We start from the raw sequence: 23,303 nt of genomic DNA, 5'->3' as shown, positions 1-23,303 counted from the left end.
GTGAATTGGTATGACGCAATCGGTCTGCTCCGAACGCAACGCCGTGCCGCGGTGCTGATAACCCTCGTCGACGTGCGCGGGCACGCTCCCCGTGCGGCCGGCGCAAAGATGGTCGCCACCGCTGACGAGGTCTTCGACACCATCGGCGGCGGCAACCTCGAGGAGACCGCCGTTTCGAAGGCCCGCGCACTGCTCGCGGCGCAGGACGGCCGGGAGCCGCAGGAGATGACGGTCGCACTCAGCGACAAGGCCCCCGCCGAGCACGGCGTCCAGTGCTGCGGCGGCGAGGTCCGGATCCTGTTGGAACCATTGCCCGTTCGGCCGTCGGTCGCGATCTTCGGCGTCGGCCACGTCGGTCTCGAGCTGGCCCGCATCCTGTCCCGCCATGAGATCGAGCTGCACCTGGTCGACTCCCGCTCGGCCCACCTCTCCCCCGAGCGCCTCGCCGTGCTGGACGACGCGATCGCGTCCGTCATACCCCATCCGGCACCGGTGCCCGAGGTCGTGCTGGGCGAGGTCCCGGCCGGTAGCCACGTGCTGGTGATGACGCATGACCATGCCGAGGACATCGCGATCTGCGACTCGGCGCTGCGTTGCGCGCACCTGGGGAGCATCGGCCTGATCGGATCTTCGGCGAAGTGGGCCCGCTTCCGCCGCCGGCTGACCGAGGAGGGCCACGATGAGGCGGAGCTGGCGCGGATCACCACGCCCATCGGCCTGCCGGACTTGCCCGGCAAGGCGCCGGCGATCATCGCTCTCAGCGTCGCGGCGGACCTCGTGCGCCGTTTCGCCGACGTCTCGACCTCGGCGGTGAGCCGATGACGATCTATCGCGCCACGATCCTCGACACCCCGGCCGATCCGTTCAGCGGCGGCCGGTTGCGCGCCGAAGCCGATATCGCACTGGCCGTGATCGACGGCCGGATCATGGCGCGTGGCTCGTTCGACACCTTGCGTGCGGAGGCGCCCGACGACGAGGTGATCGACCTGCGCGACGGCATCCTGCTGCCCGGATTCGTCGACACCCACGTGCACTACCCGCAGATTCGCGCCATCGGCGGGTTGGGCAAGCCGCTGCTCGACTGGCTGGAGCACTCCGCCCTTCCCGAGGAAGCCAAGCTGCACGACGCGACGTATGCCGCGCAGGTCGCCGACGAGTTCGTGCACGGCATGACCCGGGCCGGCACCACCTCGGCGCTGGTCTTCGGAGCACACTTCGCGACTGCGATGGACGAACTGTTCCGCAGCGCCGAGCGCAGCGGCATGCGGGTGACCTCCGGTCTCGTCGTCTCGGACCGACTGTTGCGTCCCGACCTGCTGACGACTCCCGAGCGGGCGTATGACGAGTCGGTCTCCCTCGCCGCACGCTGGCAGGACCACGAACGACTCCGGTATGCCGTCACACCACGCTTCTCCTACTCGTGCAGCGTGGACCTGCTCGAGGCGTGTGGCGCGGCATACAAGGACATCGACCATGCCTGGTGCACCTCGCATGTCAACGAGAACGTCACCGAAGTCGCAGAAGTGGCAAGGCTTTTCGACGGATCGAGCTACGTCGGCACCTATCAGGACCACGGCCTGCTCGACGCGCACACGGTGCTCGCCCACAACGTGCACCCCACCGATGCCGAGCTGGACATGCTGTCCGCGAGCCGCGCGGCGGTGGCGCACTGCCCCACCAGCAATGCCTCGCTCGGCAGTGGGATGTTCCCGCTCGCCGGGCATCTGCAGCACGGCGTGCGGGTCGCGATGGGCACCGATGTCGGTGGCGGCACCGGCTTTTCGCTGCTCAAGGAGGGCTTGCAGGCGTACTTCATCCAGAGCTTGCTCGGGACACAGGGAGTTCCGCTCACCCCGGCACACCTGCTGCACCTGACCACGGCCGCCGGCGCGGACGCGCTCGGGCTGCGGGACCAGATCGGCGATCTCAGCGTCGGCAAGCAGTTCGATGCGGTATTCGTTGCGCCGGAACAGAATTCGCCACTCGGTGTCGGCATCCGCCACGCTACGGACCCGGAGGACGCGCTGGCAAAGGTCTTCGCCATGGGCACACCTGCCGACATTGCAAGGGTCTGGATCAACGGCGACCTCGTCAAGCACGACACGCTCTGAATCCCCGCCCGCGTCCCTGACCGACCCCTTGCCGAGAGGACACCCGTTCGCCGAGAGGACAGGCAAATTTGTCCGTTTGAGCGCAATTTGCCTGTCCTCTCAGTGCATCGCCTGTCCTCTCGGCGATTGGGGGTGAGGGTCAACTTCCGAGCGGATGTTCTTCGAGGTATGCCGCGGCGAGCTTCTTCGGTGCCCGGTCCAGCCACGCCCCAGTGACGACCTCGATCAGCTCCTCGACGTCGATCTCGTCCAGCCGGACGAGCACGGCGGGGTACCCGTCGAAGTGCGGGATGGTGAAGTAGATGCTCGGATCATCAGCAATGAGAGCCTGTTTCGCGCCTTCGTCCAGCACACGGACCCCGAGGATCTCGCCATCCGGCGCGTCGTCACCGAGATCGGCACAATCCTTCTTGCCCAGCGGCCGCTCCCAGACGAAGCCCTTGCCCTTGACCCGCCACATGAGGTGACCCCACGACATCTTCGTGTCCACCTCGGGCAGGTCCGCCACGATCCGACGTACGTCATCCCAGGTCGCCATACCCGACGACTTTACGCGTATACCGTGGTCACGTCACCAGTTCTCGATCGACCTGGTCAGGATGCCCGCGATGTCATCCTCGGTCGGGGTCTTCGGGCAGGTGCTGAGCAGGCGCTGCTGCTTCATCACACCTGGCACCAGCTCGGGCACGTCGGACTCCGAGAAGCCAACAGCACCAATGCCGTTGGGTATGCCGATGTCGCGCATCAGTCCGGTCAGCACAGCGGGAAGCTGCTCCCGCGGATCCGACTGCTCCGGCACCTCCGGACCCAGCAGCGAAGCAACTCGCAGGTGCCGCTCCGGCGCCGCGTCGAACGAGAACCGGAACGCCTCCGGCGCGGTCAGCGACACCGCCATACCGTGCGGCACCATCGGCTCGTCGCCGGGATATCCCTTCGGTCGAAACTCCTTGACCTGACCGGCGATCGGATAGGCGTTCGCGTGCGGGATGTGCACCCCGGCGTTGCCGAAACCCATGCCCGCGAACGTCGCCGCTTGCATCATGTCGACTCTCGCTTGCTCGTCCTCCGCCCCGTGCGAGACGGCTCGTCGGAACGCACCGGCGAGCAGGATCAATGCCCGCTCACACCACAGATCGGAGACCGGATTGGACCCGCAGTAGGTCACCCGTTCCTCCGGCTGCTTCCTGTTGTATGACGAAAACGGCTTCGCCGTAAAGGATTCGGCCGCATGGCAGACGATGTCCATGCCCGCAGCGGCGGTCACCTCCGGCGGAAGGGACATGGTCAGCGCCGGATCGACCACTGCCATGGTCGGCCTCAGCCGCCAGTGACTGATGCCGGTCTTCACCCGCATCGACAGCACGTCCAGCACACACATGGCGGTGCTCTCCGAGCCGGTCCCTGCGGTGGTCGGCACCGCGATGAGCGGCTTGAGCTCCCCCGGCGGCACCTGAGCTCTGCCGATCGGTGCATTCAGGTAATCGCCGAGTTCGCCGGGGAAGGTCGTCAGCAGGTTCACCGCCTTGGCCGTGTCGATCGAGGAGCCACCACCGACGGCGACGTAGCCGCCCCACGGACCTTGCGCGGCGGCATACTCGATCGCCTTGTTCATCGAGTCGTCGGTCGGCTCCACGTGGACTCCGTCGAAGAGCTCGGCGATGATGTCGTACCGGCGCAGCGCGTCCATGATGCGATGCGCGACGCCGCTCGCGGCGACGCCGGGATCGGTGATCACCAGAACGCGCGAAACGCCGTACTGCTTGAGGTCGTACCCGATTTCGTCACTCGCACCGAGCCCGAACTTCAGCGGCGGCGCACCCCAGGTGAAGATGGTCTCGGCAGACTCCACGGCTTGTCCCGCCTTCCAGATCGACGACTCGTGCCAGCGTAGCCACCACCGCCGCACCTCAGGAGACCAGATGACCCGCGAGCTCACCTTCGTCGCGCACGGCCGGCTGGAGTGGCGTGATCTCCCCGACCCGCAGTTGCAGGCCGCGACGGACGTGCTCGTCCGACCGTTCGTCGCCGGACGGTGCGACGGCGATGTCCTACCACTGCACCACTCCGTGTCTCGCCCGATGCAAGCCGGCGTGAAGCTGCACCTCATCGACCCCGTCATCGCCGACATCACCGGCCATGTGCCGTTCCGCGGCCCGTTCGGCATCGGTCACGAATGCATCGCACAGGTGACCGCGGTCGGCAGCGAAGTGAACGACCTACACGTGGGCGACGTAGTCGTCGTCCCGTGGTCGGTCTCGTGCGGTGACTGCCGCGAGTGCCGACGCGGCATCACCGCGAAGTGCTCGACCACCCGAGCACTCAGCCCTGGAAAGACGCTGGCAGCGTTCGGATTCGGGCCGTCCTGCGGCTCATGGGGCGGCGTGGTCACCGACTCGCTCCGGGTGCCGTATGCCGATCGGATGCTCGTGCGACTGCCTGCCGGTCTCGACCCGCTGCGGGTGGCAGCGGCGGCCGATAATCTGAGCGATGCCTGGCGATCGGTCGCTCCGCAACTCGTCGAAATCCCCGATGCGTCGGTGCTGGTGATCGGCGGCGGCTCCCGCAGCATCGGGCTGTATGCCGCAGGGTTGGCCGTCGCGCTCGGCGCATCGAAGGTCGATTACATCGACGACGACTTTGAGCGGCTCGCGATCGCGCAAGCACTCGGCGCCTCCGCCCGCGAGGTGTCCCGTCGTCGCTGGACATCCGTGTCCACGGCTGTCGACGCGCCGTATGACGTGGCGGTCGAGGCGTCGTCGACCGAGCAGGGCTTGCGAGACGCCGTGCGCGCGCTCGGCCCCGGCGGTGTGTGTACCGCGACCGGCTACTACGTCGGCACCGGGACCAGGCTGCCGGTGATGGACATGTATGCCACGAGCGCGACACTGCAGGTCGGCGTCTCGAACGTCCGTCCACGCCTGCCCGAGCTGCTGGACTTCGTGGCGCGCACCGGATTTCCGGCCGAGCGCGTCACCAGCACGCTGCTGCCGTGGGAGAACGCGCCGGAGGGGTATGACGCGCACACGACCAAACTGGTGCTGCACCGCGAGCCGATCGACCTGACTTCCTGAGGAAGGACGGCGGCCGGAGCGCCACGCTCAGGCGTCGATGCGCTCCCGGTCGAGTTCACGTGCGGAGTCGACGATGAAATCCTTGCGCGGTGCAACGTCGCTGCCCATCAGCAGCTCGAAGACCCGCTCGGAGTTCTCGGCGTCCTTGAGCGTCACCCGGCGCAGGGTGCGGTGGCGCGGGTCCATGGTCGTCTCGGCGAGCTGTGAGGCGTCCATCTCCCCCAGCCCCTTGTAGCGCTGCGGTTGCTTGACCGTGCGGCCCTTCTTCTGGAACTGGGCCATCACCTGCCGCATCTGCTGTTCGGAGTAGGTGTAGACGACCTCGCCCTTGGCGCGTCCCTGCGCGGCGGTCTCGATCCGGTGCAGCGGCGGCACCGCGGCGTAGACCCGGCCCGCCTCGACCATCGGGCGCATGTAACGGAAGAACAGCGTCAGCAGCAGGGTGCGGATGTGGGCACCGTCGACGTCGGCGTCCGTCATCAGGATGATCTTGCCGTAGCGCGCCATCTCCAGGTCGAAAGTCCTACCTGAGCCGGCGCCGACCACCTGGATGATGGCAGCGCACTCGGCATTCTTGAGCATGTCGCCGACGGATGCCTTCTGCACGTTGAGGATCTTGCCGCGGATCGGCAGCAGCGCCTGGAACTCCGAGTTTCGTGCCGCCATACCGGTGCCGAGCGCGCTATCACCCTCGACGATGAACAGTTCGCTGCGTTCGTTGTCGTTCGACCGGCAGTCCTTCAACTTGCCCGGCAGCGACGACGACTCGAGCGCGCTCTTGCGGCGCAATGTCTCCTTCTGCACGCGGGCGTGGATGCGCGCCTTCATCTCGGCGACGACCTTCTCCTGCAGCTGCGTCGACTGCGTCTTGAGGTCTCGCTTGCTCGAGGTCAGCAGGGCCGTCAGCTCACGCTCGACGATCTTGCTGACGATCTGCCGGACCGCCGAGGTGCCGAGCACCTCCTTGGTCTGGCCTTCGAACTGCGGCTCGGCCAGCCGGACGGTGATGACGGCGGTCATCCCCGCCATGATGTCGTCCTTGTCGACCTTGTCGTTGCCGACCTTGAGCCTGCGGGCGTTTGTCTCCAACTGCTTTCGGAAGACCTTCATCAGCGCCTGCTCGAACCCGGCGATGTGGGTGCCGCCCTTTGGCGTGTCGATGACGTTGACGAACGAACGCATCCGCTGCTCGTAGCCGGTCCCCCAGCGCAGCGCGATGTCGACGCCGCAGCTGCGCTCGACGTCGGTCGGTGTCATGTGGCCCTGGGCATCCAGCACCGGCACGGTTTCGCTGAAGGTCGCCTCGCCCTGCAGCCGCCAGATGTCGGTGACCGCCGGGTCGGGCGCGAGGAACTCGGTGAACTCGGAGATCCCGCCCTCGTGTCGGAAGACCTCCTCGACCGGGCCGTCCGCGCCGGGAGTGCCCTCCAGGCCGCGCTCGTCGCGGACCACGAGCTCCAGCCCGGGGACGAGGAACGACGTCTGCCGGGCCCGGCCGATCAGCCGCTCGAAGTCGAACTTGGCATCGCGCAGGAAGATCTGCGGGTCTGCCCAGTAGCGGATGCGGGTGCCGGTCACACCTCGCTTGACCTTGCCGACGACGCGCAACTCGCTGCCCGCGGTGAATGGCGAGAACGGCGAATCAGGGCCCGGCCCGGTCTTGGGGTCGTCGAAGATGCCGGGCTCGCCGCGACGGAAACTCATCGCATAGGTCTTGCCGCCGCGGTCGACCTCGACGTCGAGCCGGGCCGAGACGGCGTTGACCACGGAGGCACCGACGCCGTGCAGGCCACCGGAGGCGGCGTACGAGCCACCGCCGAACTTGCCGCCGGCGTGCAGCTTGGTGAAGACGACCTCCACACCGGAAAGCCCGGTGCGCGGCTCGATGTCAACCGGTATGCCGGCACCGCGGTCGGCGACGGCCACCGAACCGTCGGCATAGAGGGTGACCAGCACGTGGTTCCCGCGGTCGGCGAGGGCTTCGTCGACCGCGTTGTCGATGATCTCCCAGACGCAGTGCATGAGGCCACGACCGTCGGTCGAGCCGATGTACATGCCGGGCCGCTTGCGGACCGCCTCCAGGCCCTCGAGCACCTGGAGGTGCCGTGCGGTGTATTCGCTCTTGGAGGTGGTGGACGGGCTTGCGGTCACTGGTGGCGCTCTCCTGGCTGACGGCCGCGCGGCATCCCGCGCGTTAGTTGGCTTCGAGGCAGGTTAACGCCCGCCACCGACGAAGCCGCGCAGGCGCACGGATTCGTGACCGGATGGGGCTCTTCGGGGGGCGGCCGATATTCGGTTGACGACGGGAGCCCGAACCCGATTAGGTATCTTGATGTCAAGATACTTCTGATGGGGGCACCGTGCGTAGAGCGTTCGAACGAGTCCTGTCCGACGACCCGCTGATCCGGGCGATGTCCTATCAGTCCGTGCTGTCCGCGTTCGGCGAGGGCGCATTCCTGACCGGCTCCGCGGTGTTCTTCACGCAGATCGTGGGCCTCAGTGCCAGTCAGGTCGGTCTCGGCCTCACCATCGGCGGTATCGCGACCTTCCTCGTCGCGGTGCCGCTGGGGAAGCTTGCGGACATCGTCGGCACTCGTCGCAGCTGGATCATCGGCGCCTTCCTGCAGGCGTTGCTCTTCGCCGCCTGGCTGCTGATCGGTGACTTCGCGGGGTATGTCGCAGTCACCGTGGTGCTGGAGCTCGCGCAGGCCTGGATGCGCGCGGGACGCAACGCCTACCGGTTCGACGTCTTCCCCCGCGACGCACGGGTCCGGTCGCTGGCCTACATGCGGGCTGCCCGCAACGTCGGCTACACGCTCGGGGCGCTGGCCAGCGGGCTGGCGCTGGCCGCGGACAACGACACCCTCGTGCGAGTCGTCCCGCTGCTGACCGCTGCCGTTCTGCTGCTCAACACCGTCCTGGTGACCCGGCTGCCCCGGGTGGACAAGCAGACCGCTGCAGCCGGCGCGGAGTCGGCGGCGGGTCCGACGGTGCACCCGACCCGCAAGCGCAACGCCCTGCACAACCGGGGTTTCCTGCTGACCAGCATCTTCGACGGGATCCTCGGCACGCACGGCGTCCTGCTCAACACGGTGATCCCGCTCTGGCTGGTCGAACGCACCGACGCACCCCGCGTGTTGCTGGCATGGCTGTTCGGCACCAACACGGTCATGGCGGTGCTGCTTCAAGTCGTGGCCGCACGGGGCGTTGCCGACACAAGGAGTTCGTTGCGCGCCGAGCGGCGCGGCGCCGCCTGCTTCGTGCTGTCGTGCGTGGTCGTCGCCGTCACCCACGACACCGTGGGCTGGCTGACCATCGCACTGGTCTGGCTCGGCCACGTGACCGTCACCGGCACCGAGCTGTTCCAGTCGGCAGGTCAATGGGGGCTGCAGGCGGAACTGTCCGACCCGGAACGTCGGGGCGAATACCAAGGGGTGGCGCAACTCGGCTTCACCCTCGGGACCGTCTGGGCCCCGGCGGCTTACACGTTCTGGGCGATGAACTGGGGACCGTACGGCTGGCTGCTCATCGCCGCGCTACTCCTGATGGCGGCGTTCGCCATACATCCGGCGGCGCGCAGCGCGGAACGCTATCTCGCGGAGCACGGCGCAGGGGAACTTGACGTGCCTCCCGATCGTCGGACACAGCACGGTCGCCGAAAGGTCACAAGAGTGTGAAGGACGCCACACGCCGGGGATATGTTTCGACGGGAATCCCTACGCGTGATTGACTGTTGACTACTTCGACGACGGAAACCCCCGGGCGACCGGGAGGGACCCGCAACGAGAGGATGATTACCGTGACTACAACAGTTGCCCCCACCCTGACCGCATCCGATCGCTGCGACCGCTGCGGCGCCCAAGCTTTCATCCGTGCACGCCTCAGCTCCGACCAGGATCTGCTCTTCTGCGCCCACCACGGCAGAGAGCACTTGGACAAGCTGCGTGAGATCGCTGACGAAGTGATCGATGAGACTGACCGCCTGCACGAGTCCACGATCGAAGTGTGATCTCCAGCCCTACGACGACCGAGGACGGCGCACCCTGAGAGGTGCGCCGTCCTCGCTTTATTGCGGAGACAGGCTCGGCGTCGCATAGGTTCATCCCGTGGATGCTGTGACCGTGGTGGCCGGTGCGATGATCACCGTCGGGATACTCGGGCTGATCGTCCCGGTGCTACCCGGCCTGCTGTTGTGCCTGGCGGGGGTGCTGCTGTGGGCGTGGGACGTCGACAGTGCCCTGTCCTGGACGATCTTCGGCTGCTGCGTCGCGGTGGCCGCGATCGGTTGGGTCGTGCAGTTCCTGGTGCCCAACCGCCGACTCAAGGCGGCCGGTGTGCCCGGATGGGCGAAGCTCGCCGGACTCTCTGGTGCGGTCGTGGGCTTCTTCGTCATCCCGTATGTCGGAATGTTCATCGGTTTCCCGGCCGGTGTCTTCCTCGCCGAGCAGCTACGCCTGCGAGACGCTCACCGTGCCTGGGCGGCGACCAAGGCGGCCGTGCGGGCGGTGCTGACCAGCATCGGCATCGAACTGGCCGCGGCCGTGCTGGTGTCCTGGATCTGGGTCGCCGGAGTCGTGCTGAACTGATCAACTCGCTCCGATCGAGGGCTGGTGTCCTACCAGCCCTCGCCGCGGCGCCGGTCCCAGCGCTCCTCGAGGCGTTGCATGAAACCGCCCGACGTGCGCGTCTGCCGTCTCGGATGCGCGGTGTTGACCGAGCCGTCATCCTGAACGGTCCCCAGCTCGCGTTGATGGCCCGGTTTGAACGCGTAGGCACCGGCCGCCACCATCACGGCGAACCCGACGACGCCGAGCCAGATCTGGGCGATCGTCATACCGACGATGACCAGCCCAAGTCCTACGACGACACCGCAGACTCCGATCGCGACGCGGCGTCGAAGCCGGCTGCGGCTCGGATGGGCGACCATGTGCGACGCAAACTTGGGGTCCTCCACCTTGAGCGCCTGCTCCATCTGGTCGAGTAGGCGCTGCTCGTGCTCTGAAAGCGGCACGTTGACCTCCCAATGTCCTTCGGTCGCCACCACGCGGCGACCGAGCCCGCCGGCTGATCCCCGACTGATCTCTACACCCAGGATAGTTCGCCGCGCTACCTAGCGGTAGTTGCCCTACGTCCGAAGGCCGGAATCAGCCGATCGGGACGCATGACTCGCAATCCTGGACGAACAGATCAGCACTGCGGATCGGTTGTCTTCGCGCCAGCCTAAACAAGTGGACCGCGTTGCGGTGCGGGAGACGCCAATAATTACGCGACGGTCATGCGTGCCCGGTCGGAGCGACGCACGCGGTGAACGACTCGCCCATCGGCAGCCCGAGATGCGCGAGCACCAACTCCAGGAATATCTCGACCTGGCGCACCAGATCGTCGGCTTCCCGGGTCAGGACGACCACGACGCCACGGTCCAACTGGCCCCGCCGCCGGGCCGTGCCCTCGAAGAACTGGGCCCACTCCGCCAGCTCAGGAGCGACCGCCGGCAGCACCGCCCAGACATTGCGCGGACCCGACCCGGGCGTCCGACGAGCGTCGGCCGCCAGCACTGCTGCCGCGGCTCGCAGGGCTGCCAGGTGCGCCAGCCGATAACGCTCGTCCGCGGCATCGGCGTGACACGCCTGGAGCAGACCGGTGCGGGTGCGATCGATCAGCTCGAGCACGGTGCCCGCCACCGGCGTCGGCGGCGTGGGGTGGACTGATGAGCGCATGTGGCCTCCTCGCGACGAGCGGTAATCGAACTTATGTTCGATGTCAGGAGGGTAATCGGACGCACTGACAACGCGTCCTCGCAGACCGCGTCTAGACCAGGCTGCTCTGCCGCAGGTTGGCGAAGACCTCGAGGGTCGCCGTCGATTTGTTCATGGTCATGAAGTGCAGGCCGGGCGCTCCCTCGCGCAGCAGCCGCTCCGAGTGCTCAGTGCAGATCGCGATGCCCTCCCGGCGCACCGCTGTGACATCCTCGCCCGCGGCCTCGATCCGGGCGACGACATCGGCGGCCAGCGGCTGCCCGTTCAGCTCGGTCAACCGCTGCAACTGACCCACCGCCGTGACCGGCAGCAGCCCGGGAATGATCGGCATCGTGCAACCGCGGGCGACGACCAGATCGCGCAGCCGCAGGTAGGCATCGACGTCGGTGATCATCTGCGTGATCGCGAACGCGGCACCTGCGTCGGCCTTCCGGACCAGCGCATCGGCCTCGTCCTCGAGCGACGCCGACTCCGGATGCTTGTCCGGGAAGGCCGCCACGCCGACGGTGAAGTCACCGAGCGAGCGCACCAGGGACACCAGTTTGTCGGCGTGATCGAGGCCCTCGGGGTGCGCGATCCAGGGCGCCGCGGGACCGCCGGGTGGGTCGCCACGCAGGGCCAGGACGTTGCTGATCCCGACGGATGCGTACTCCCCCACGACCCGCCGCAGCTCGGCCACCGACGACCCGACGCACGTCAGGTGGGCCATCGTGCGCAGCGTGGTCTCCTGCTCGATCCGTCCGGTGATCCGCACCGTCCGGTCGCGAGTGGATCCGCCGGCGCCATACGTCACGGAGACGAAGGTCGGGCGCAGTTGCTCGAGGCGCCGCACGGAGTTCCACAGAACGGCCTCCGCCCGCTCGCTGCGCGGCGGCATGAACTCGAAACTGAAGCTCGGGCCGTCTTCCGCCAACAGCTGCGGGATCGGGCGCCCGGACTTGTCGTGACGCATCGTCATACCGCCCAGCCTACGGACCGGTCAGGCGACTACGCTCGACTCGATCACCATTCGGAAGGACAAACTCTTGCCCACCGCCGACCTTGAGGACCTGCGAGCCCGCGTCCAACGCGCTCTCGACGAGGAGCGCCGGACCCAGGCAGCGATCCTGTCCCCGCTCGGTCCGGAGATGGCCGACCTGCTCGACGCTGTCTTCGCACTGTTGAGCGGCGGCAAGCGCCTGCGCGCCGGCTTCTTCTACTGGGGCTACCGGGCCGCCGGCGGCCCGGACAGCGCCGCGCTCGTGCGCGCTGCGATGTCCCTGGAGGTATTCCAGGCCGCCGCACTGCTGCATGACGACGTCATGGACGACTCCGACGTTCGTCGCGGTATGCCGTCCGCACACCGCAGACTGGCCGACATCCATCGCGAGCGAGGACTGGCCGGCGATCCGGGCCGATTCGGCGAGGCGGGCGCGATCCTGGCCGGCGACCTCTGCCTCAACTGGACCGACGAGATCTACTCGACCAGCGGTCTGCCGGCCGACGAGTTGGCACGTGGCCGGCGCGTCCTGGACACCATGCGCACCCAGCTCATGGGCGGCCAGTACCTCGACGTCGTCGAAGCTGCGCAGACCTGGGACGGCGTGCCCACCGAGGAGCGGATCGAACGAGCTCGCAAGGTGATTCGCTTCAAGAGCGCGAAATACACCATCGAGCACCCGGTGTTGATCGGTGCGACCTGCGCCGGCGCGGACGAAGCGACTCTGTCCGCACTGTCCGATTACGGACTCGCGCTCGGCGAGGCGTTCCAGCTTCGAGACGACCTGCTCGGCGTCTTCGGCGACCCGGAGCAGACCGGCAAGCCGGCCGGTGACGACCTGCGAGAAGGCAAGCGGACCGTTCTCATCGCCTTCGCCCTGCAGGGCATGGATCCGGCTGACCTGCAACGCTTCCGGGCAGTCTTCGGTGATCCGGACATCGCACCGGAGGACGTCACCTGGCTACGGGACCAGTGCGTCCGCACCGGGGCCGTCGACCAGACCGAGAAGCTCATCGCCGCCCGGGCCGACGCCGCCCGCGCCGCACTCGACACCGCGCGGCTCACCGCCGACGGCCACGACGCGCTCGTCGAGCTGATCGACATCTCCACGGCACGCTCGTCGTGAGGTCGGGCACCGACCGGCCAAGGACTGCGGTCGTGGTCGGTGCCGGTCTTGCCGGGCTCTCGGCGGCCTTACACCTACGTGGCGCCGGTGTCGACGTCACAGTCATCGAAGAACAGCCGACACCGGGTGGCCGCTGCCCGGACGCCACGATCGACGGCTACCGGCTCGACCTCGGACCTACAGTTCTGACCGAGACCGACCAGTTGGCAACGGTTTTCGCCGCCGTCGGCGAATCCATGGATGACCACTTGACGCTGCGGGCACTGGACCCGGCATACGTCGCGCATTTCGCGGACGGCAGCACGTTGCCGATGCACTCCGACAGCCGGGTGATGCACGACGTCGTCGCCGGGTTCGCCGGTCAGGAGGACGCCGCGGGCTACGACAGGTTCGTCCGGCACGTGCAACGCCTCTACGACGTGGAGTTCCCCCATTTCATCGATCGCAACCTGGACGGCGTGCACTCGCTGATCGGGCCTGCGCTCCTGCGGCTGGCGGCGCTGCGCGGCCTCGGCCGGATGGACCACCTGATCGCGTCCTTCTTCCGTGACGAGCGCCTCCGACAGGCATTCAGCTTCCAGTCGTTGTATGTCGGAGTGCCCCCGCACAAGGCACGGGGCATGTTCGCCGTGGTCAGCGCCATGGACCTCGTGCACGGTGTCAGTTATCCCGTCGGCGGCATGTACGCGATCGTGCGGGCGCTGGCCGAGGTCGCCGGTGAGCACGGCGTCGACATCCGACTCGGTGAGCGCGTGCATGCGGTCCGAGGCAGCCGCGGCGGCTACGAGGTGGGGACCGACTGCTCCACGGAGTTGACCGACGCGGTCGTGATGACCTGCGAACCCGACCGCGCCACAACGCTGTTCACTGATCCACGGCCGATCAGGTCGGTGGCCGAGCCGTCGCCCAGTTGTGTGCTGCTGGCCGCCGGTGTCCCTGCCGGCCTCCCTGGGGACGGGCATCACCACCTGCATTTCGGAGCGTCACTGCGTGGCGCACTGGACGACATCACCGACGGCAGGCCGATGCGCGATCCCAGTTTCCTGGTGTCGGTGCCGACGCGGACCGACCCGACGATGGCGCCCACCGGCGCGGACGTCATGTACGCGCTCTTCCCGGCGCCGGCCCGTCACGGCCGCGGCATGGAGGTCGACTGGCGGAGCCTGCGCGGTTCATACCGCGATCACATGCTGCGTCGCCTGAGCGCGGCCGGTTACGCCGTCGACGACCTCGTCGGCGAGCAACTGATCACGCCACAGGATTGGGACGACCGCGGAATGCCTTGGGGCACACCATTTTCCAGCGCGCACACGTTCCGGCAGAGTGGCCCCTTCCGACAGGCGAACCTGATCGGGCCGCGGCTCGCGTTCGCCGGCTCGGGCACGACACCGGGTGTCGGCGTGCCGATGGTGCTGATCAGCGGTCGCCTGGCGGCGGAGCGAGTGCTGGCGTGACGGACGACCTGAGGGCCGGTTACGCCGTCTGCCGGGCGATCAACGCACGGCACGGCACGTCCTTCTACCGCGCGACCAGCCTGTTGCCGCCGGCCCGCCGCCCCCACGTCTGGGCGCTGTATGCCGTGGCCCGCCGCAGCGACGACCTGGTCGACTCCCCCGCGGTCGGCTCCGACCCGGCGACGTCGTTGCGCCGGTGGGAGTCCGAGGTCATGACCGCGGTCCGGCGGCAGACCCGGCCGGCCGACCCGGTGCTGCTCGCGCTTCAGCACACGGTGCGCGCGCACGCCATACCGCCGCGGCTGTTCGAGGAGTTCTTCGCCTCGATGCGCCGTGACCTCAGCACCACTCGCTACGCGACCTGGGAGGAGTTGCGCAGCTATATGCGTGGCAGCGCCGCCGCGATCGGTGAGATGACGGCGCCGATCCTCGGCAGCGGTGCGACCGGCCTGCCCTACGCGGCCGCGCTCGGTGAGGCGTTCCAGCTCACCAACTTCGTGCGGGATGTCGCCGAGGACTGGCAGCGCGGGCGAATCTACTTGCCGTTGGCGGACTTCGACGCGTCCGGGTGCACGGAGGACGACCTCGGCGCGTGCGTCGCCACCGGCTCCAGCAGTCCGGAGCTGCGCCGTCTCGTCGCACTCGAGATCGCCCGCGCCCGCGCACTGTATGCCGCCGCCGAACCCGGTCTCGCCGAGGTCGACCCGATCGTGCGGCCCTGCCTGCGCGCGGCTTTCGGCCTCTACAGCCAGATCCTGCGCGAGATCGAGAACTCCGGTTTCGAGGTGTGCCGAGGACGGACGGTCGTCCGACCGGTGCCCCGCGCCATCGTCCTCAGTCGCGCGCTGAGCGGCGGGCGTCCCTGGCGGTCCACCACCGCCAGGACACGATCGTGAGCAGGACCAGCGCGAAACCGAAGCCCAGGTCTTCGACCGGCGCGTAGCAGATGCGCCAATCACCCACGAATTGCTCATGCTTCGACCCGAGGATGGCTGAGTCGTCATACGTGACGATGCGCCGCCCGGTGAGCCACCCGTTGACCGCGAACTGTCCGAGCACCGTGATCACGTAGGCCACCCACCACTGCAGGGTGAGCACCACCCGGGTGCGAACGAGCACCAGATCGACGAGAAGAGCGATCGGGACGGCGATCATCGCCAAGAGGGTGTAGGTCATCGCCTGCGCCGACGCTGCATCAGGGCACCGACCGCCTCGTAGCTGGCGATGGCGGCGAACGGTATGACGAGGAAGAAGAACCATTCCTCCAGCGGAAGACCGAGCAACCGGACGCTCAGCACCTGACCGCCGTCGAAGTGCCACTGGCCCGCGTGGGCCGCCCACATGTCCCAGATCACGAACGGCGTTGCGCCGCAGGCGATCGCGGAAAGGAGTAGGGGCAACCGGTGCATCCGGGTCAGGCGAAAGGCCGGCACGAGTGGCACCGTCAGCGCCAGGCAGGCCACCAGCACCGCGGCATACGCCAGGTGCCTCACCGGATCAGAACGCGAGCTCGGAGGCGCGCTTGCGTACTTCTGCCTTGCGGTGGGCCTGCAACATCGTGATCGGCGAACCCTCGATCGGCAGGGTGGGGTCGATGGAGAACAACCACTCGAGTGCTTCGACCTGCGTGAGACGAGCGTCCAGCAGCACCGTGATGGTGCCCTCGATCCCGGTCAGGAGGTGGTCCTCCTCCACGAAGGCGGCCGGCACACAGAGCGCGTCGTTCGGACCGACCCGGTGCGCGAGCACGACCTTGTCGTCGACCAGTCGCCGCGCCTGCCGCTGGGTCAGGCCCAGTGCTTCGCCGAGTTCGGGGATCGACAGCCAGTCTCCGACCAGGCTCTCCAGGTCGCTCGTCGCATCAGTCACGAGAGCAGAGTCTAGGCGGGGATCGATCTGGCCACGCGAGGCGCCGCGTCATGACAGCCGGGGCCCCCGCGAAGTATTCGGAGGAGCGAACCGAGGGAGAAACTTCCTGGGGTGGCTCGACACGCCTGCTGCACTCGGGTCGGCCACCCCGCAGCCGCGAACAGCTAGCTTGGCCAGCAGTCACATCCGTCACACCTGCCACACCCGGACACCCCCAAGTCCGCCCGGCGAAGGAGACCCATGGCATTCACGACCGGCGCGCCCCCGCTCGCCACGCACGCGATCCACGCGCAGGCAGAGACGCACGCGCAACACACGAAGGGTTCCCAGGACGCAGCCCCGAGGAAGTCGAAGTCGCCCCGGCTGCACCCGCGCCGCGCCACCTCGGTCGCCAAGAAGGCCGTGCGAACCGCATCGCCATACCGGGTGCGACCCGGCGACAACCTCACGGCGATCGCAGCGCGCCAGCACGTCTCGCTCGCGGCCCTGATCAAGGCGAACGGCATCAGCAACCCCAACCGGGTGCTGAGCGGTTCGGTCCTGCGGATCCCGCACACCGCCGCACCCCACCGGGCCGCCCCGAAGAAGAAGCCGGTCGCCCACCAGCCGGCCAAGAAGTCGTCGCACAAGAGCCCGAAGAAGTCCGGCGCGCAGCGCAAGGCCGCCGCCAGGAGCAGCTCGGCGCGCTCCGCGCTGTCCAAGCGGGCGGTCCCGAGCCGCACGCAGACCAAGGCGATGATCGAGAAGACCGCGCGCCGGTACGGCGTCAACCCGCAGCTCGCCCTGGGCATCAGCTGGCAGGAGTCGGGCTGGAACCAACGCGTGGTCTCAGGGGTCAACGCGATCGGTGTGATGCAGGTGCTCCCGCAGTCCGGCGAGTGGGCGTCGTCGATGGTCGGCCACGACCTGGACCTGATGGACACCCAGGACAACATCACCGCCGGCGTCGTCATACTGCGATACCTCACGAGCAACGCCACGAACCTGGACCAGGCCATCGGCGGCTACTACCAGGGCCTCGCCGGCGTGAAGCAGCACGGGCCGTACGAAGAGACGAAACAGTATGTGCGGAACGTCAGGGCCCTCATGGAGCGTCTCTAGAGAGTCATGCAGGGCGCGCCCGGCCACCTGACCGGCGCAGGAGCACGAGGTTCGTAGACTTTGAGTGTGTCAATATCCGCACCATCGCTCGTCGGTCGCACGATCGACGAGCGATACGTCGTCCGCGAGCACCTCGCCGACGGCGGCATGGGTTCGGTGTATGTCGCCCTCGACGAGCGCCTGGACCGCGAGGTGGCGCTGAAGATCATGCGCCCGGACCTCGCGCGCGATGCGGACTTCGTGGCGCGCTTCCGGCGAGAGGCGCGCTCGGCCGCACGGCTGACACACCCGAACGTCGTCGCGGTGACCGACCAGGGCTCCGACGAGGACTACGTCTTCCTCGCGATGGAGCTGGTGCGCGGGCAGACCCTGCGCCAGCTGATCCGCCGTGACGCACCGCTGCCGGTGCGCCAGGCACTGGAGATGATGGAGGGCATCCTGCGGGCCCTCGACGCCGCACACCAGGCGGGACTGGTGCACCGCGACGTCAAACCGGAGAACGTCCTCATCGGCGCGCACGGTGTCAAGGTCGCCGACTTCGGCCTCGCACGAGCGGTCACCACCGACACTCTCACCGGCGATAGTGACGTTCTGCTCGGCACGGCCGCATACCTGTCGCCGGAGCAGGTCGAGAACGGCCGCGCGGACGAGCGCAGCGACGTCTACTCCGCCGGACTGCTGCTCTTCGAGATGTTGACCGGCGAGAAGGCGTTCCCCGGAGACTCCCCCATCAACGTCGCCTACCAGCACGTGCACGGCACGATGCCGCGACCGTCGGAGGCGGTCCCGACCGTGCCGTCCGCAGTCGACGAGCTGGTGCTGCGGGCCACCGCGAAGAACCCCGACGAGCGGCCCGCGAACGCCGGCGCCATGCTGCACGAGCTGCACCTGACCCGCGACCGCCTCGGCTCCGGCGCACTCGACGCGCCGCCCCGGACACAGCCGGCCGACCGAGGCTCCTGTGGAGTGCCGGACGGATGCTCCGGGGACCCCGCGAAGTATTCGGGGGAGCGCAGCGGAGGAGAAACTTCGTGGGGTGGGGAGCACGACACCGGTCCGATGGCGGCGGACTCGACGCAGCACTTCGACCGCGGTGGCCCACCGTCGGCCGGCCGCACCGGCCGGCGGCGCTGGCCGTGGATCGCGGGCATTCTCGTCGTCGTACTGCTGATCGCCGGCGGGCTGGGCGCTTGGGCGTTCACCGCGGGCCCGCTCGGCAAGGTCACGGTCCCGACGGTTGCGGGCGAACGACAGGGGCGCGCCGTCGACGCCATACAGGGCGCTGGACTGCATGCCCGGATACAGCAGGTCTTCTCCGAGAAGGTCGCGCGTGGCGTCGTCGTCTCGGCCAGTCCGCACGCCGGCAACGACGCACGGAAGAATTCCACGGTGACGCTCACCGTCTCCAAGGGCCCCGAGCGTTACACCGTCCCGTCGGTCGTCGGCCGCTCCGAGGCGGCCGCCCGCAACGCCATCGAGAAGGCGCACCTGCGGGTGGGCAAGGTGTCACACGCGTATGACGAGAAGGTCGCCGAGGGAAAGGTCGCCCGCGTCGACCCGAGCGGCGGCAGCGCGCAGAAGCCGAAGACGACGGTGGACCTGGTCGTCAGCAAGGGCAAGCGGCCCATCGACATCGCGGACGTGACCGGGCAGCCGAGCGCCGACGCGAAACAGACGCTCACCGATGCCGGGTTCACTGTGACGTTCGGACCGGAGCAGCACAGTGACACCGTGGCCAAGGGCGACGTGATCAGCCAGGACCCGCCCAACGGCACCGGCCACAAGGGCGACGCGATCCAGCTGGTGGTGTCCAAGGGACCGGTCCTGGTGACCGTGCCCAAGGTGATCGGCATGAGTTCCGGGGCCGCGAAGGAGAAGCTCGAGGGCCTCGGTTTTCAGGTCAAGACGAGCTATCCGCTGCTGGTGCCGGTGCTCTTCCAGGTGCAGGGACAGTCGGTCAAGGCCGACACCCAGGCGCCCAAGGGCAGCACCATCACCATCGACGTCGTCTGAGCGTCCTGTCCCGGCTCCGCTCACGGAGATTCGGAAACGGAGGATGCATCCGATAGGATGCCTAAGTGATTAGCCCCGGTTCCTCCACATCGTCGAAATGACAGGGGCAGTCTCCACTCCCTGGGCCTCGGTCGGTGGCCGCGCTCGGCGCGGCCGGCCCACGCCGCCGGGACCCCGGCGCCCGCGCTCGGAGTGGATCGACTGGTTCATCGCCTCAGATCCCGGTTTCAACCGCCTCCGTATGGCGCTCCAGGTCGTCGTCAGCATCGGGGCTGCGCTGCTGGCCGAGCGACTCTTCGTCGACCTCACCGGAGCACTGCAGCAACCACTGACCGATGCGCTCCCCGCCACCGTGGCCGCACAGGTCGCCGCCGGCAACCACGCCATGCTCGTCATGAGCATGATGGTCGGGGCGATGGTGTGCATGATGGCGACGTTCGCGGCCCCGATGGCCCCGTCCGTGGGCCGCCTTTACCTCACGATCCTGCTGATGCCGGTGCCGATGATCGCCGGTCTGGCCATCGGCCTTGCGACCGGTGCGCACCGCGCCCTGGCGCTCGCCCTGCTGACCGCGATCCTCGCCGGTGGCGCCTACCTGCGCAGGTTTGGACCGTGGGGGTTCTTCGGCGGGCAGTTGCTCTTCATGGGTGACTTCATGGGCTTCTTCCTGGGCAGCCGGGTCGACTTCTCGACCATCAAGTGGCTCGCACCCGAGGTCTGCGTCGGCGCGGTGGTGGCCGCCGCGGCACAGCTGATCCTCTTCCACCCCAGCCGCCGGCGCACGCTGCGCCGGCTCCGACGCAGCTTCGCCAGCCGTGCCCGGGCGCTGGTCGACACCGCCCTCGACGTGCTGGACGATCCATCGGACCGGCGCGCGCAGCGGCGACTCGCGCGTCGCACGGTGCGGTTGAACGAGACCGCTCTGATGGTCGACGCGGCCCTCGGCACACCCGGCGCGCTGCCTGGCGGCCTGACCGCCAGACACCTGCACCAGGTCGTCTTCGACGCCGAGCAGGCGCTCAGCAACATGGCACGGTTCACCGCGACGCTCGCCCGACTCGGTCTGGATCGGGACGACCGCGCGCTGGTGCGTATGGCGCTGACGGCCGTCGGCACGCATGACGCGGTCGGTGCACGCGATGCCGCGGCCAAGCTGTCCGACCGGCTCCACGACCTGCCGGCGGCGTCGACGTCCGACGACGTGTCGCGGCACCGGCGCGTCATACTGCACCGATTCGCGACCAGCGTCACGGACTGGTCGCAGTCGGCCGGTGAGCCGCTCCGTGATCTCGCGGCTGACGACGATCAGGAGTTCACCTCGTCGGTCCAACTCGTCGGTGGGTGGCTGCCGGGCTCGACCCTCGTCAGCGCGAGCGCGTCGAACGAGCGCGGACCGCGTCGGATCGACCGGGTCCGGCTGGCTCCGAACGTGCGGGTCGCGATCCAGATCGGTGTCGCGGTCAGTGGAGCGATCGTGCTGGGCAGTCTGCTGTCGGAGCGGAGGTTCTACTGGGCGGTGATCGCGGCCTTCGTGACCTTCATGGGTGCGAACAACGCGCTGGAGCAGGTCCGCAAGGGACTCCTGCGTGTCTTCGGCACGCTCGTCGGTGTCTTCATCGGGTCGTTGCTCGCACATGCCATCGGGCATCACACCGACCTGGCCATCCTGACGGTGCTCGTCGCCATCGGCCTGGGCATCTACCTGCTGCGGATCAGCTACGCGTTCATGGTCGTCGGCATCACCGTGATGGTGTCGCAGATGTACGTCCAGCTCGGCGAATACTCCGACTTCCTGCTGCGCCTGCGGCTGGAGGAGACCGCGATCGGCGCTGCCGTCGCGATCGTGACGGTCCTTGTGGTCTTCCCGCTGCGTTCCTGGCAGGTCGTGCGGGTGGCCGCCCGAGCTCACGCCGAGGCTGTCCGGGATCTGGCCGACGGTGCGCTACGCCGCGTCACCGGCGACTGCGCGGATGCCGAATTGCGTGCGGCAGCGCGCACTCTCGACGGTGCGCACCAGACGCTGGTCGCCGCGCTCCGGCCGTTGCGCGGTGTGCCGGGACCGGGCAGCGACGTGCATCGCGGGCTGCGATCGGCGGCCGACGCATCCGTCCACCGCGCGCGGATGATGTTGCGCGAGAGTGGGCGGATCGTCGCGGGCGCGACCGGTGGTGACGGCCTTCGGCCGGACGCCGAGCGTCTCGACGCGGCGCGCGACCGGCTCAGCGTCTCGTTGCAGGCGATCGCCGACGCGCTCACCGAGGATCATCGTGCGAGCGACCAGGTCTACACGCGATCCGCGTCGCTCTTCGACGTCATCGCCACCGGCAGAGCCGACGCCGACCAGCTCACGCCGGAGCAGTTGTTGCTGCGCGACGCCCGGCTGCTGGACGAGTCGATGGCGGCGTTCGCCGCGGCGGCGGACCTGCAGGTGCGTGCGCTGGACGCGGCCGCCCTCAACGCCGAGTGATGGTTGGTCAGCGGTGGGAGAGCATCTCCGAGACGAGGAACGCCAGCTCCAGGCTCTGCTGGTGGTTCAGGCGCGGGTCGCACGCGGTTTCGTAACGCTTCTCGAGATCGGCGTCGATGATCTTCTCGCTGCCACCCAGGCACTCGGTGACGTCGTTTCCGGTCAGCTCGACGTGCAGGCCGCCGGGCACGGTGCCCAGGTCACGGTGCACCTCGAAGAAGCCGCGCACCTCGTCGATGATCGAGTCGAACTCGCGGGTCTTGTAACCGGTTGACGACTCGAAGGTGTTGCCGTGCATCGGGTCGCAGATCCACACGACCTTCGCTCCGGTCTCGGTGACCCGCCGCACGATCGCCGGCAGCTTGTCACGCACGTTGCCCGCACCCATCCGGGTGATGAAGGTCAGCCGCCCGGGCTCGCGGTTCGGGTCGAGGCGCTCGATCAGCGAGACGACCTCGTCCGGGTCGGCGGTCGGACCGAGCTTCACGCCGATCGGGTTGTGGATCCGCGCCGCGAAATCGATGTGCGCGTGGTCCAGCTGGCGGGTCCGCTCGCCGACCCACACGAAGTGCCCGGAGACCGCGTAGGGGTTGCCGGTGCGGGAGTCGATGCGGGTCAGCGGCTGCTCGTAATCCAGCAGCAGCGCCTCGTGGCTGGCGAAGAACTCCACGCCGGACAGCGGGGTCGACTCGAAGTCGACGCCACACGCGAGCATGAACTTCATCGCCTGGTCGATCTCGCGAGCGATCGACTCGTACCGCGAGTATGCCGAGTTGGCGATGAAGCCGCGGTTCCACTCGTGCACCTGCCGCAGATCCGCGAATCCGCCTGTGGTGAAAGCGCGTACGAGATTCAGCGTCGAGGACGCCGTGTGGTAGGCGCGCAGCAGCCGCTGCGGGTCCGGCGTGCGCGACTCGGGGTTGAAGTCGAAGTCGTTGATGATGTCGCCGCGGAAGGCCGGCAACGTCACGTCGCCACGGGTCTCGGTGTCATTGCTGCGGGGCTTGGCGTACTGCCCGGCCAACCGGCCGATCTTGACCACGGGTGTGCTCGCGCCATACGTCAGCACGGCAGCCATCTGCAGGATGGTCTTGACCCGGTCGCGGATGTTGTCGGCGGTCGCCTCGGAGAAGCGCTCGGCGCAGTCGCCGCCCTGCAGCACGAAGGCGTCACCGACGGCCGCGGCGGCCAGCCGAGAGCGCAACACGTCGCACTCGCCGGCGAAGACGAGCGGCGGTGCGGCCGCGAGCTCGGCACGCACCCGATAGACCTCGTCACCGTTCGGCCACTGCGGCTGCTGGAGGGCAGGCAGCGTGGGCCATTCGACCTGCTCGCTCAGCAGGCGGGGTACGGAGG

Annotated in this window: 22 protein-coding genes; 12 read left to right on the top strand and 10 right to left on the bottom strand. The window is 68.3% G+C overall.

What is annotated here, in order from left to right:
- Both xdhC and IEX71_RS04195 read left to right on the top strand, forming a co-directional pair.
- On the top strand, window positions 1-822 hold the full coding sequence (gene xdhC, locus IEX71_RS04200; RefSeq protein ID WP_373284555.1) for a xanthine dehydrogenase accessory protein XdhC: 822 nt from the start codon (window positions 1-3) through the stop codon (window positions 820-822).
- Complete coding sequence (locus tag IEX71_RS04195; RefSeq protein ID WP_188835654.1) at window positions 819-2,111, top strand: guanine deaminase; 1,293 nt, start codon at window positions 819-821, stop codon at window positions 2,109-2,111. The genes xdhC and IEX71_RS04195 overlap by 4 nt, the downstream gene beginning before the upstream one ends.
- A 139-nt stretch (window positions 2,112-2,250) precedes the next feature.
- On the opposite strand, the gene IEX71_RS04190 is transcribed toward IEX71_RS04195, so the two are convergent.
- The gene (locus IEX71_RS04190) at window positions 2,251-2,649 is read right to left on the bottom strand and encodes an MmcQ/YjbR family DNA-binding protein (protein WP_188835653.1); all 399 of its coding nucleotides are present in this window, start codon (window positions 2,647-2,649) and stop codon (window positions 2,251-2,253) included.
- A 33-nt stretch (window positions 2,650-2,682) separates the two neighbouring features.
- Window positions 2,683-3,960, bottom strand: coding sequence for a hydroxyacid-oxoacid transhydrogenase (locus IEX71_RS04185; protein WP_188835652.1), 1,278 nt, complete (start codon window positions 3,958-3,960; stop codon window positions 2,683-2,685).
- 70 nt (window positions 3,961-4,030) lie between these two features.
- On the opposite strand from IEX71_RS04185, the gene IEX71_RS04180 reads away from it, so the two are divergent.
- Window positions 4,031-5,182, top strand: coding sequence for an alcohol dehydrogenase catalytic domain-containing protein (locus tag IEX71_RS04180; RefSeq protein ID WP_188835651.1), 1,152 nt, complete (start codon window positions 4,031-4,033; stop codon window positions 5,180-5,182).
- A gap of 27 nt (window positions 5,183-5,209) precedes the next feature.
- On the opposite strand, the gene IEX71_RS04175 is transcribed toward IEX71_RS04180, so the two are convergent.
- Entirely contained in the window at window positions 5,210-7,333 is a 2,124-nt protein-coding gene (locus IEX71_RS04175) for a DNA gyrase/topoisomerase IV subunit B (RefSeq protein ID WP_188835650.1), read from the bottom strand.
- A gap of 209 nt (window positions 7,334-7,542) precedes the next feature.
- Between IEX71_RS04175 and IEX71_RS04170 the strand changes: the two genes are divergently transcribed.
- From IEX71_RS04170 to IEX71_RS04160, 3 genes are all read left to right on the top strand, one after another.
- The gene (locus tag IEX71_RS04170; RefSeq protein ID WP_229749447.1) at window positions 7,543-8,859 is read left to right on the top strand and encodes an MFS transporter; all 1,317 of its coding nucleotides are present in this window, start codon (window positions 7,543-7,545) and stop codon (window positions 8,857-8,859) included.
- 113 nt (window positions 8,860-8,972) lie between these two features.
- On the top strand, window positions 8,973-9,191 hold the full coding sequence (locus IEX71_RS04165) for a DUF7455 domain-containing protein (protein ID WP_373284547.1): 219 nt from the start codon (window positions 8,973-8,975) through the stop codon (window positions 9,189-9,191).
- Window positions 9,192-9,288: 97 nt separating this feature from the next.
- Complete coding sequence (locus IEX71_RS04160; protein WP_229749446.1) at window positions 9,289-9,768, top strand: DUF456 domain-containing protein; 480 nt, start codon at window positions 9,289-9,291, stop codon at window positions 9,766-9,768.
- 29 nt (window positions 9,769-9,797) lie between these two features.
- Here the strand turns inward: IEX71_RS04160 and IEX71_RS04155 are convergent, their stop codons facing one another.
- The 3 genes from IEX71_RS04155 to IEX71_RS04145 all read right to left on the bottom strand — a co-directional run bounded on the left by IEX71_RS04155 (window position 9,798) and on the right by IEX71_RS04145 (window position 11,896).
- Complete coding sequence (locus IEX71_RS04155) at window positions 9,798-10,193, bottom strand: SCO2097 family morphological protein (RefSeq protein WP_188835648.1); 396 nt, start codon at window positions 10,191-10,193, stop codon at window positions 9,798-9,800.
- A 262-nt stretch (window positions 10,194-10,455) separates the two neighbouring features.
- Entirely contained in the window at window positions 10,456-10,899 is a 444-nt protein-coding gene (locus IEX71_RS04150; protein WP_188835647.1) for an SAV_6107 family HEPN domain-containing protein, read from the bottom strand.
- Between the two features lie 91 nt (window positions 10,900-10,990).
- Complete coding sequence (locus IEX71_RS04145; protein WP_229749445.1) at window positions 10,991-11,896, bottom strand: methylenetetrahydrofolate reductase; 906 nt, start codon at window positions 11,894-11,896, stop codon at window positions 10,991-10,993.
- A 67-nt stretch (window positions 11,897-11,963) separates the two neighbouring features.
- Here IEX71_RS04145 and IEX71_RS04140 point away from each other — a divergent pair, with 67 nt between their 5' ends.
- The 3 genes from IEX71_RS04140 to IEX71_RS04130 are packed head-to-tail and all read left to right on the top strand — an operon-like array spanning window position 11,964 to window position 15,393.
- Window positions 11,964-13,043, top strand: coding sequence for a polyprenyl synthetase family protein (locus tag IEX71_RS04140; RefSeq protein ID WP_229749444.1), 1,080 nt, complete (start codon window positions 11,964-11,966; stop codon window positions 13,041-13,043).
- 32 nt (window positions 13,044-13,075) lie between these two features.
- Window positions 13,076-14,497 carry a phytoene desaturase family protein gene (locus tag IEX71_RS04135; protein ID WP_229749443.1) on the top strand — a complete coding sequence of 474 codons (1,422 nt, stop codon included), beginning with the start codon at window positions 13,076-13,078 and terminating at the stop codon, window positions 14,495-14,497.
- Window positions 14,494-15,393, top strand: coding sequence for a phytoene/squalene synthase family protein (locus IEX71_RS04130; protein WP_188835645.1), 900 nt, complete (start codon window positions 14,494-14,496; stop codon window positions 15,391-15,393). Before IEX71_RS04135 ends, IEX71_RS04130 begins: the two co-directional genes overlap by 4 nt.
- Here the strand turns inward: IEX71_RS04130 and IEX71_RS04125 are convergent.
- From IEX71_RS04125 to IEX71_RS04115, 3 genes are read right to left on the bottom strand one after another with little or no spacing between them, the layout of a single operon-like run.
- On the bottom strand, window positions 15,332-15,673 hold the full coding sequence (locus IEX71_RS04125; protein ID WP_188835644.1) for a lycopene cyclase domain-containing protein: 342 nt from the start codon (window positions 15,671-15,673) through the stop codon (window positions 15,332-15,334). The two genes, IEX71_RS04130 and IEX71_RS04125, sit on opposite strands and share 62 nt — an antisense overlap.
- Window positions 15,670-15,990, bottom strand: a complete 321-nt coding sequence (locus IEX71_RS04120) for a lycopene cyclase domain-containing protein (protein ID WP_188835643.1) — start codon at window positions 15,988-15,990, stop codon at window positions 15,670-15,672. Before IEX71_RS04120 ends, IEX71_RS04125 begins: the two co-directional genes overlap by 4 nt.
- A gap of 4 nt (window positions 15,991-15,994) precedes the next feature.
- Entirely contained in the window at window positions 15,995-16,366 is a 372-nt protein-coding gene (locus IEX71_RS04115) for an Rv2175c family DNA-binding protein (RefSeq protein WP_188835642.1), read from the bottom strand.
- Between the two features lie 240 nt (window positions 16,367-16,606).
- On the opposite strand from IEX71_RS04115, the gene IEX71_RS04110 reads away from it, so the two are divergent.
- From IEX71_RS04110 to IEX71_RS04100, 3 genes are all read left to right on the top strand, one after another.
- Entirely contained in the window at window positions 16,607-17,467 is an 861-nt protein-coding gene (locus tag IEX71_RS04110; RefSeq protein ID WP_188835641.1) for a LysM peptidoglycan-binding domain-containing protein, read from the top strand.
- Window positions 17,468-17,533: 66 nt separating this feature from the next.
- The gene (pknB, locus tag IEX71_RS04105; RefSeq protein ID WP_188835640.1) at window positions 17,534-19,480 is read left to right on the top strand and encodes a Stk1 family PASTA domain-containing Ser/Thr kinase; all 1,947 of its coding nucleotides are present in this window, start codon (window positions 17,534-17,536) and stop codon (window positions 19,478-19,480) included.
- Window positions 19,481-19,577: 97 nt separating this feature from the next.
- The gene (locus IEX71_RS04100) at window positions 19,578-21,947 is read left to right on the top strand and encodes an FUSC family protein (RefSeq protein WP_188835639.1); all 2,370 of its coding nucleotides are present in this window, start codon (window positions 19,578-19,580) and stop codon (window positions 21,945-21,947) included.
- A gap of 7 nt (window positions 21,948-21,954) precedes the next feature.
- On the opposite strand, the gene IEX71_RS04095 is transcribed toward IEX71_RS04100, so the two are convergent.
- On the bottom strand, window positions 21,955-23,289 hold the full coding sequence (locus IEX71_RS04095; RefSeq protein ID WP_373284554.1) for a class II 3-deoxy-7-phosphoheptulonate synthase: 1,335 nt from the start codon (window positions 23,287-23,289) through the stop codon (window positions 21,955-21,957).
- Between the last annotated feature and the right edge of the window lie 14 nt (window positions 23,290-23,303).

Source organism: Flexivirga endophytica (assembly GCF_014640635.1).
GTDB classification, from domain to species: domain Bacteria; phylum Actinomycetota; class Actinomycetes; order Actinomycetales; family Dermatophilaceae; genus Flexivirga; species Flexivirga endophytica.
Note: the sequence above shows the minus strand (reverse complement) of the source record. Positions and strands in the feature narration are given on the sequence as shown.

Bases quoted from the DNA above. Each gene is read 5' to 3' on its own strand.
- IEX71_RS04180 (WP_188835651.1), top strand. From the start codon at position 4,031: ATGACCCGCGAGCTCACCTTCGTCGCGCACGGCCGGCTGGAGTGGCGT.
- IEX71_RS04100 (WP_188835639.1), top strand. From the start codon at position 19,578: ATGACAGGGGCAGTCTCCACTCCCTGGGCCTCGGTCGGTGGCCGCGCT.
- IEX71_RS04190 (WP_188835653.1), bottom strand. From the start codon at position 2,649: ATGGCGACCTGGGATGACGTACGTCGGATCGTGGCGGACCTGCCCGAG.
- IEX71_RS04125 (WP_188835644.1), bottom strand. From the start codon at position 15,673: ATGACCTACACCCTCTTGGCGATGATCGCCGTCCCGATCGCTCTTCTC.
- IEX71_RS04145 (WP_229749445.1), bottom strand. From the start codon at position 11,896: ATGACGATGCGTCACGACAAGTCCGGGCGCCCGATCCCGCAGCTGTTG.
- IEX71_RS04165 (WP_373284547.1), top strand. From the start codon at position 8,973: ATGATTACCGTGACTACAACAGTTGCCCCCACCCTGACCGCATCCGAT.
- IEX71_RS04110 (WP_188835641.1), top strand. From the start codon at position 16,607: ATGGCATTCACGACCGGCGCGCCCCCGCTCGCCACGCACGCGATCCAC.
- IEX71_RS04150 (WP_188835647.1), bottom strand. From the start codon at position 10,899: ATGCGCTCATCAGTCCACCCCACGCCGCCGACGCCGGTGGCGGGCACC.
- IEX71_RS04195 (WP_188835654.1), top strand. From the start codon at position 819: ATGACGATCTATCGCGCCACGATCCTCGACACCCCGGCCGATCCGTTC.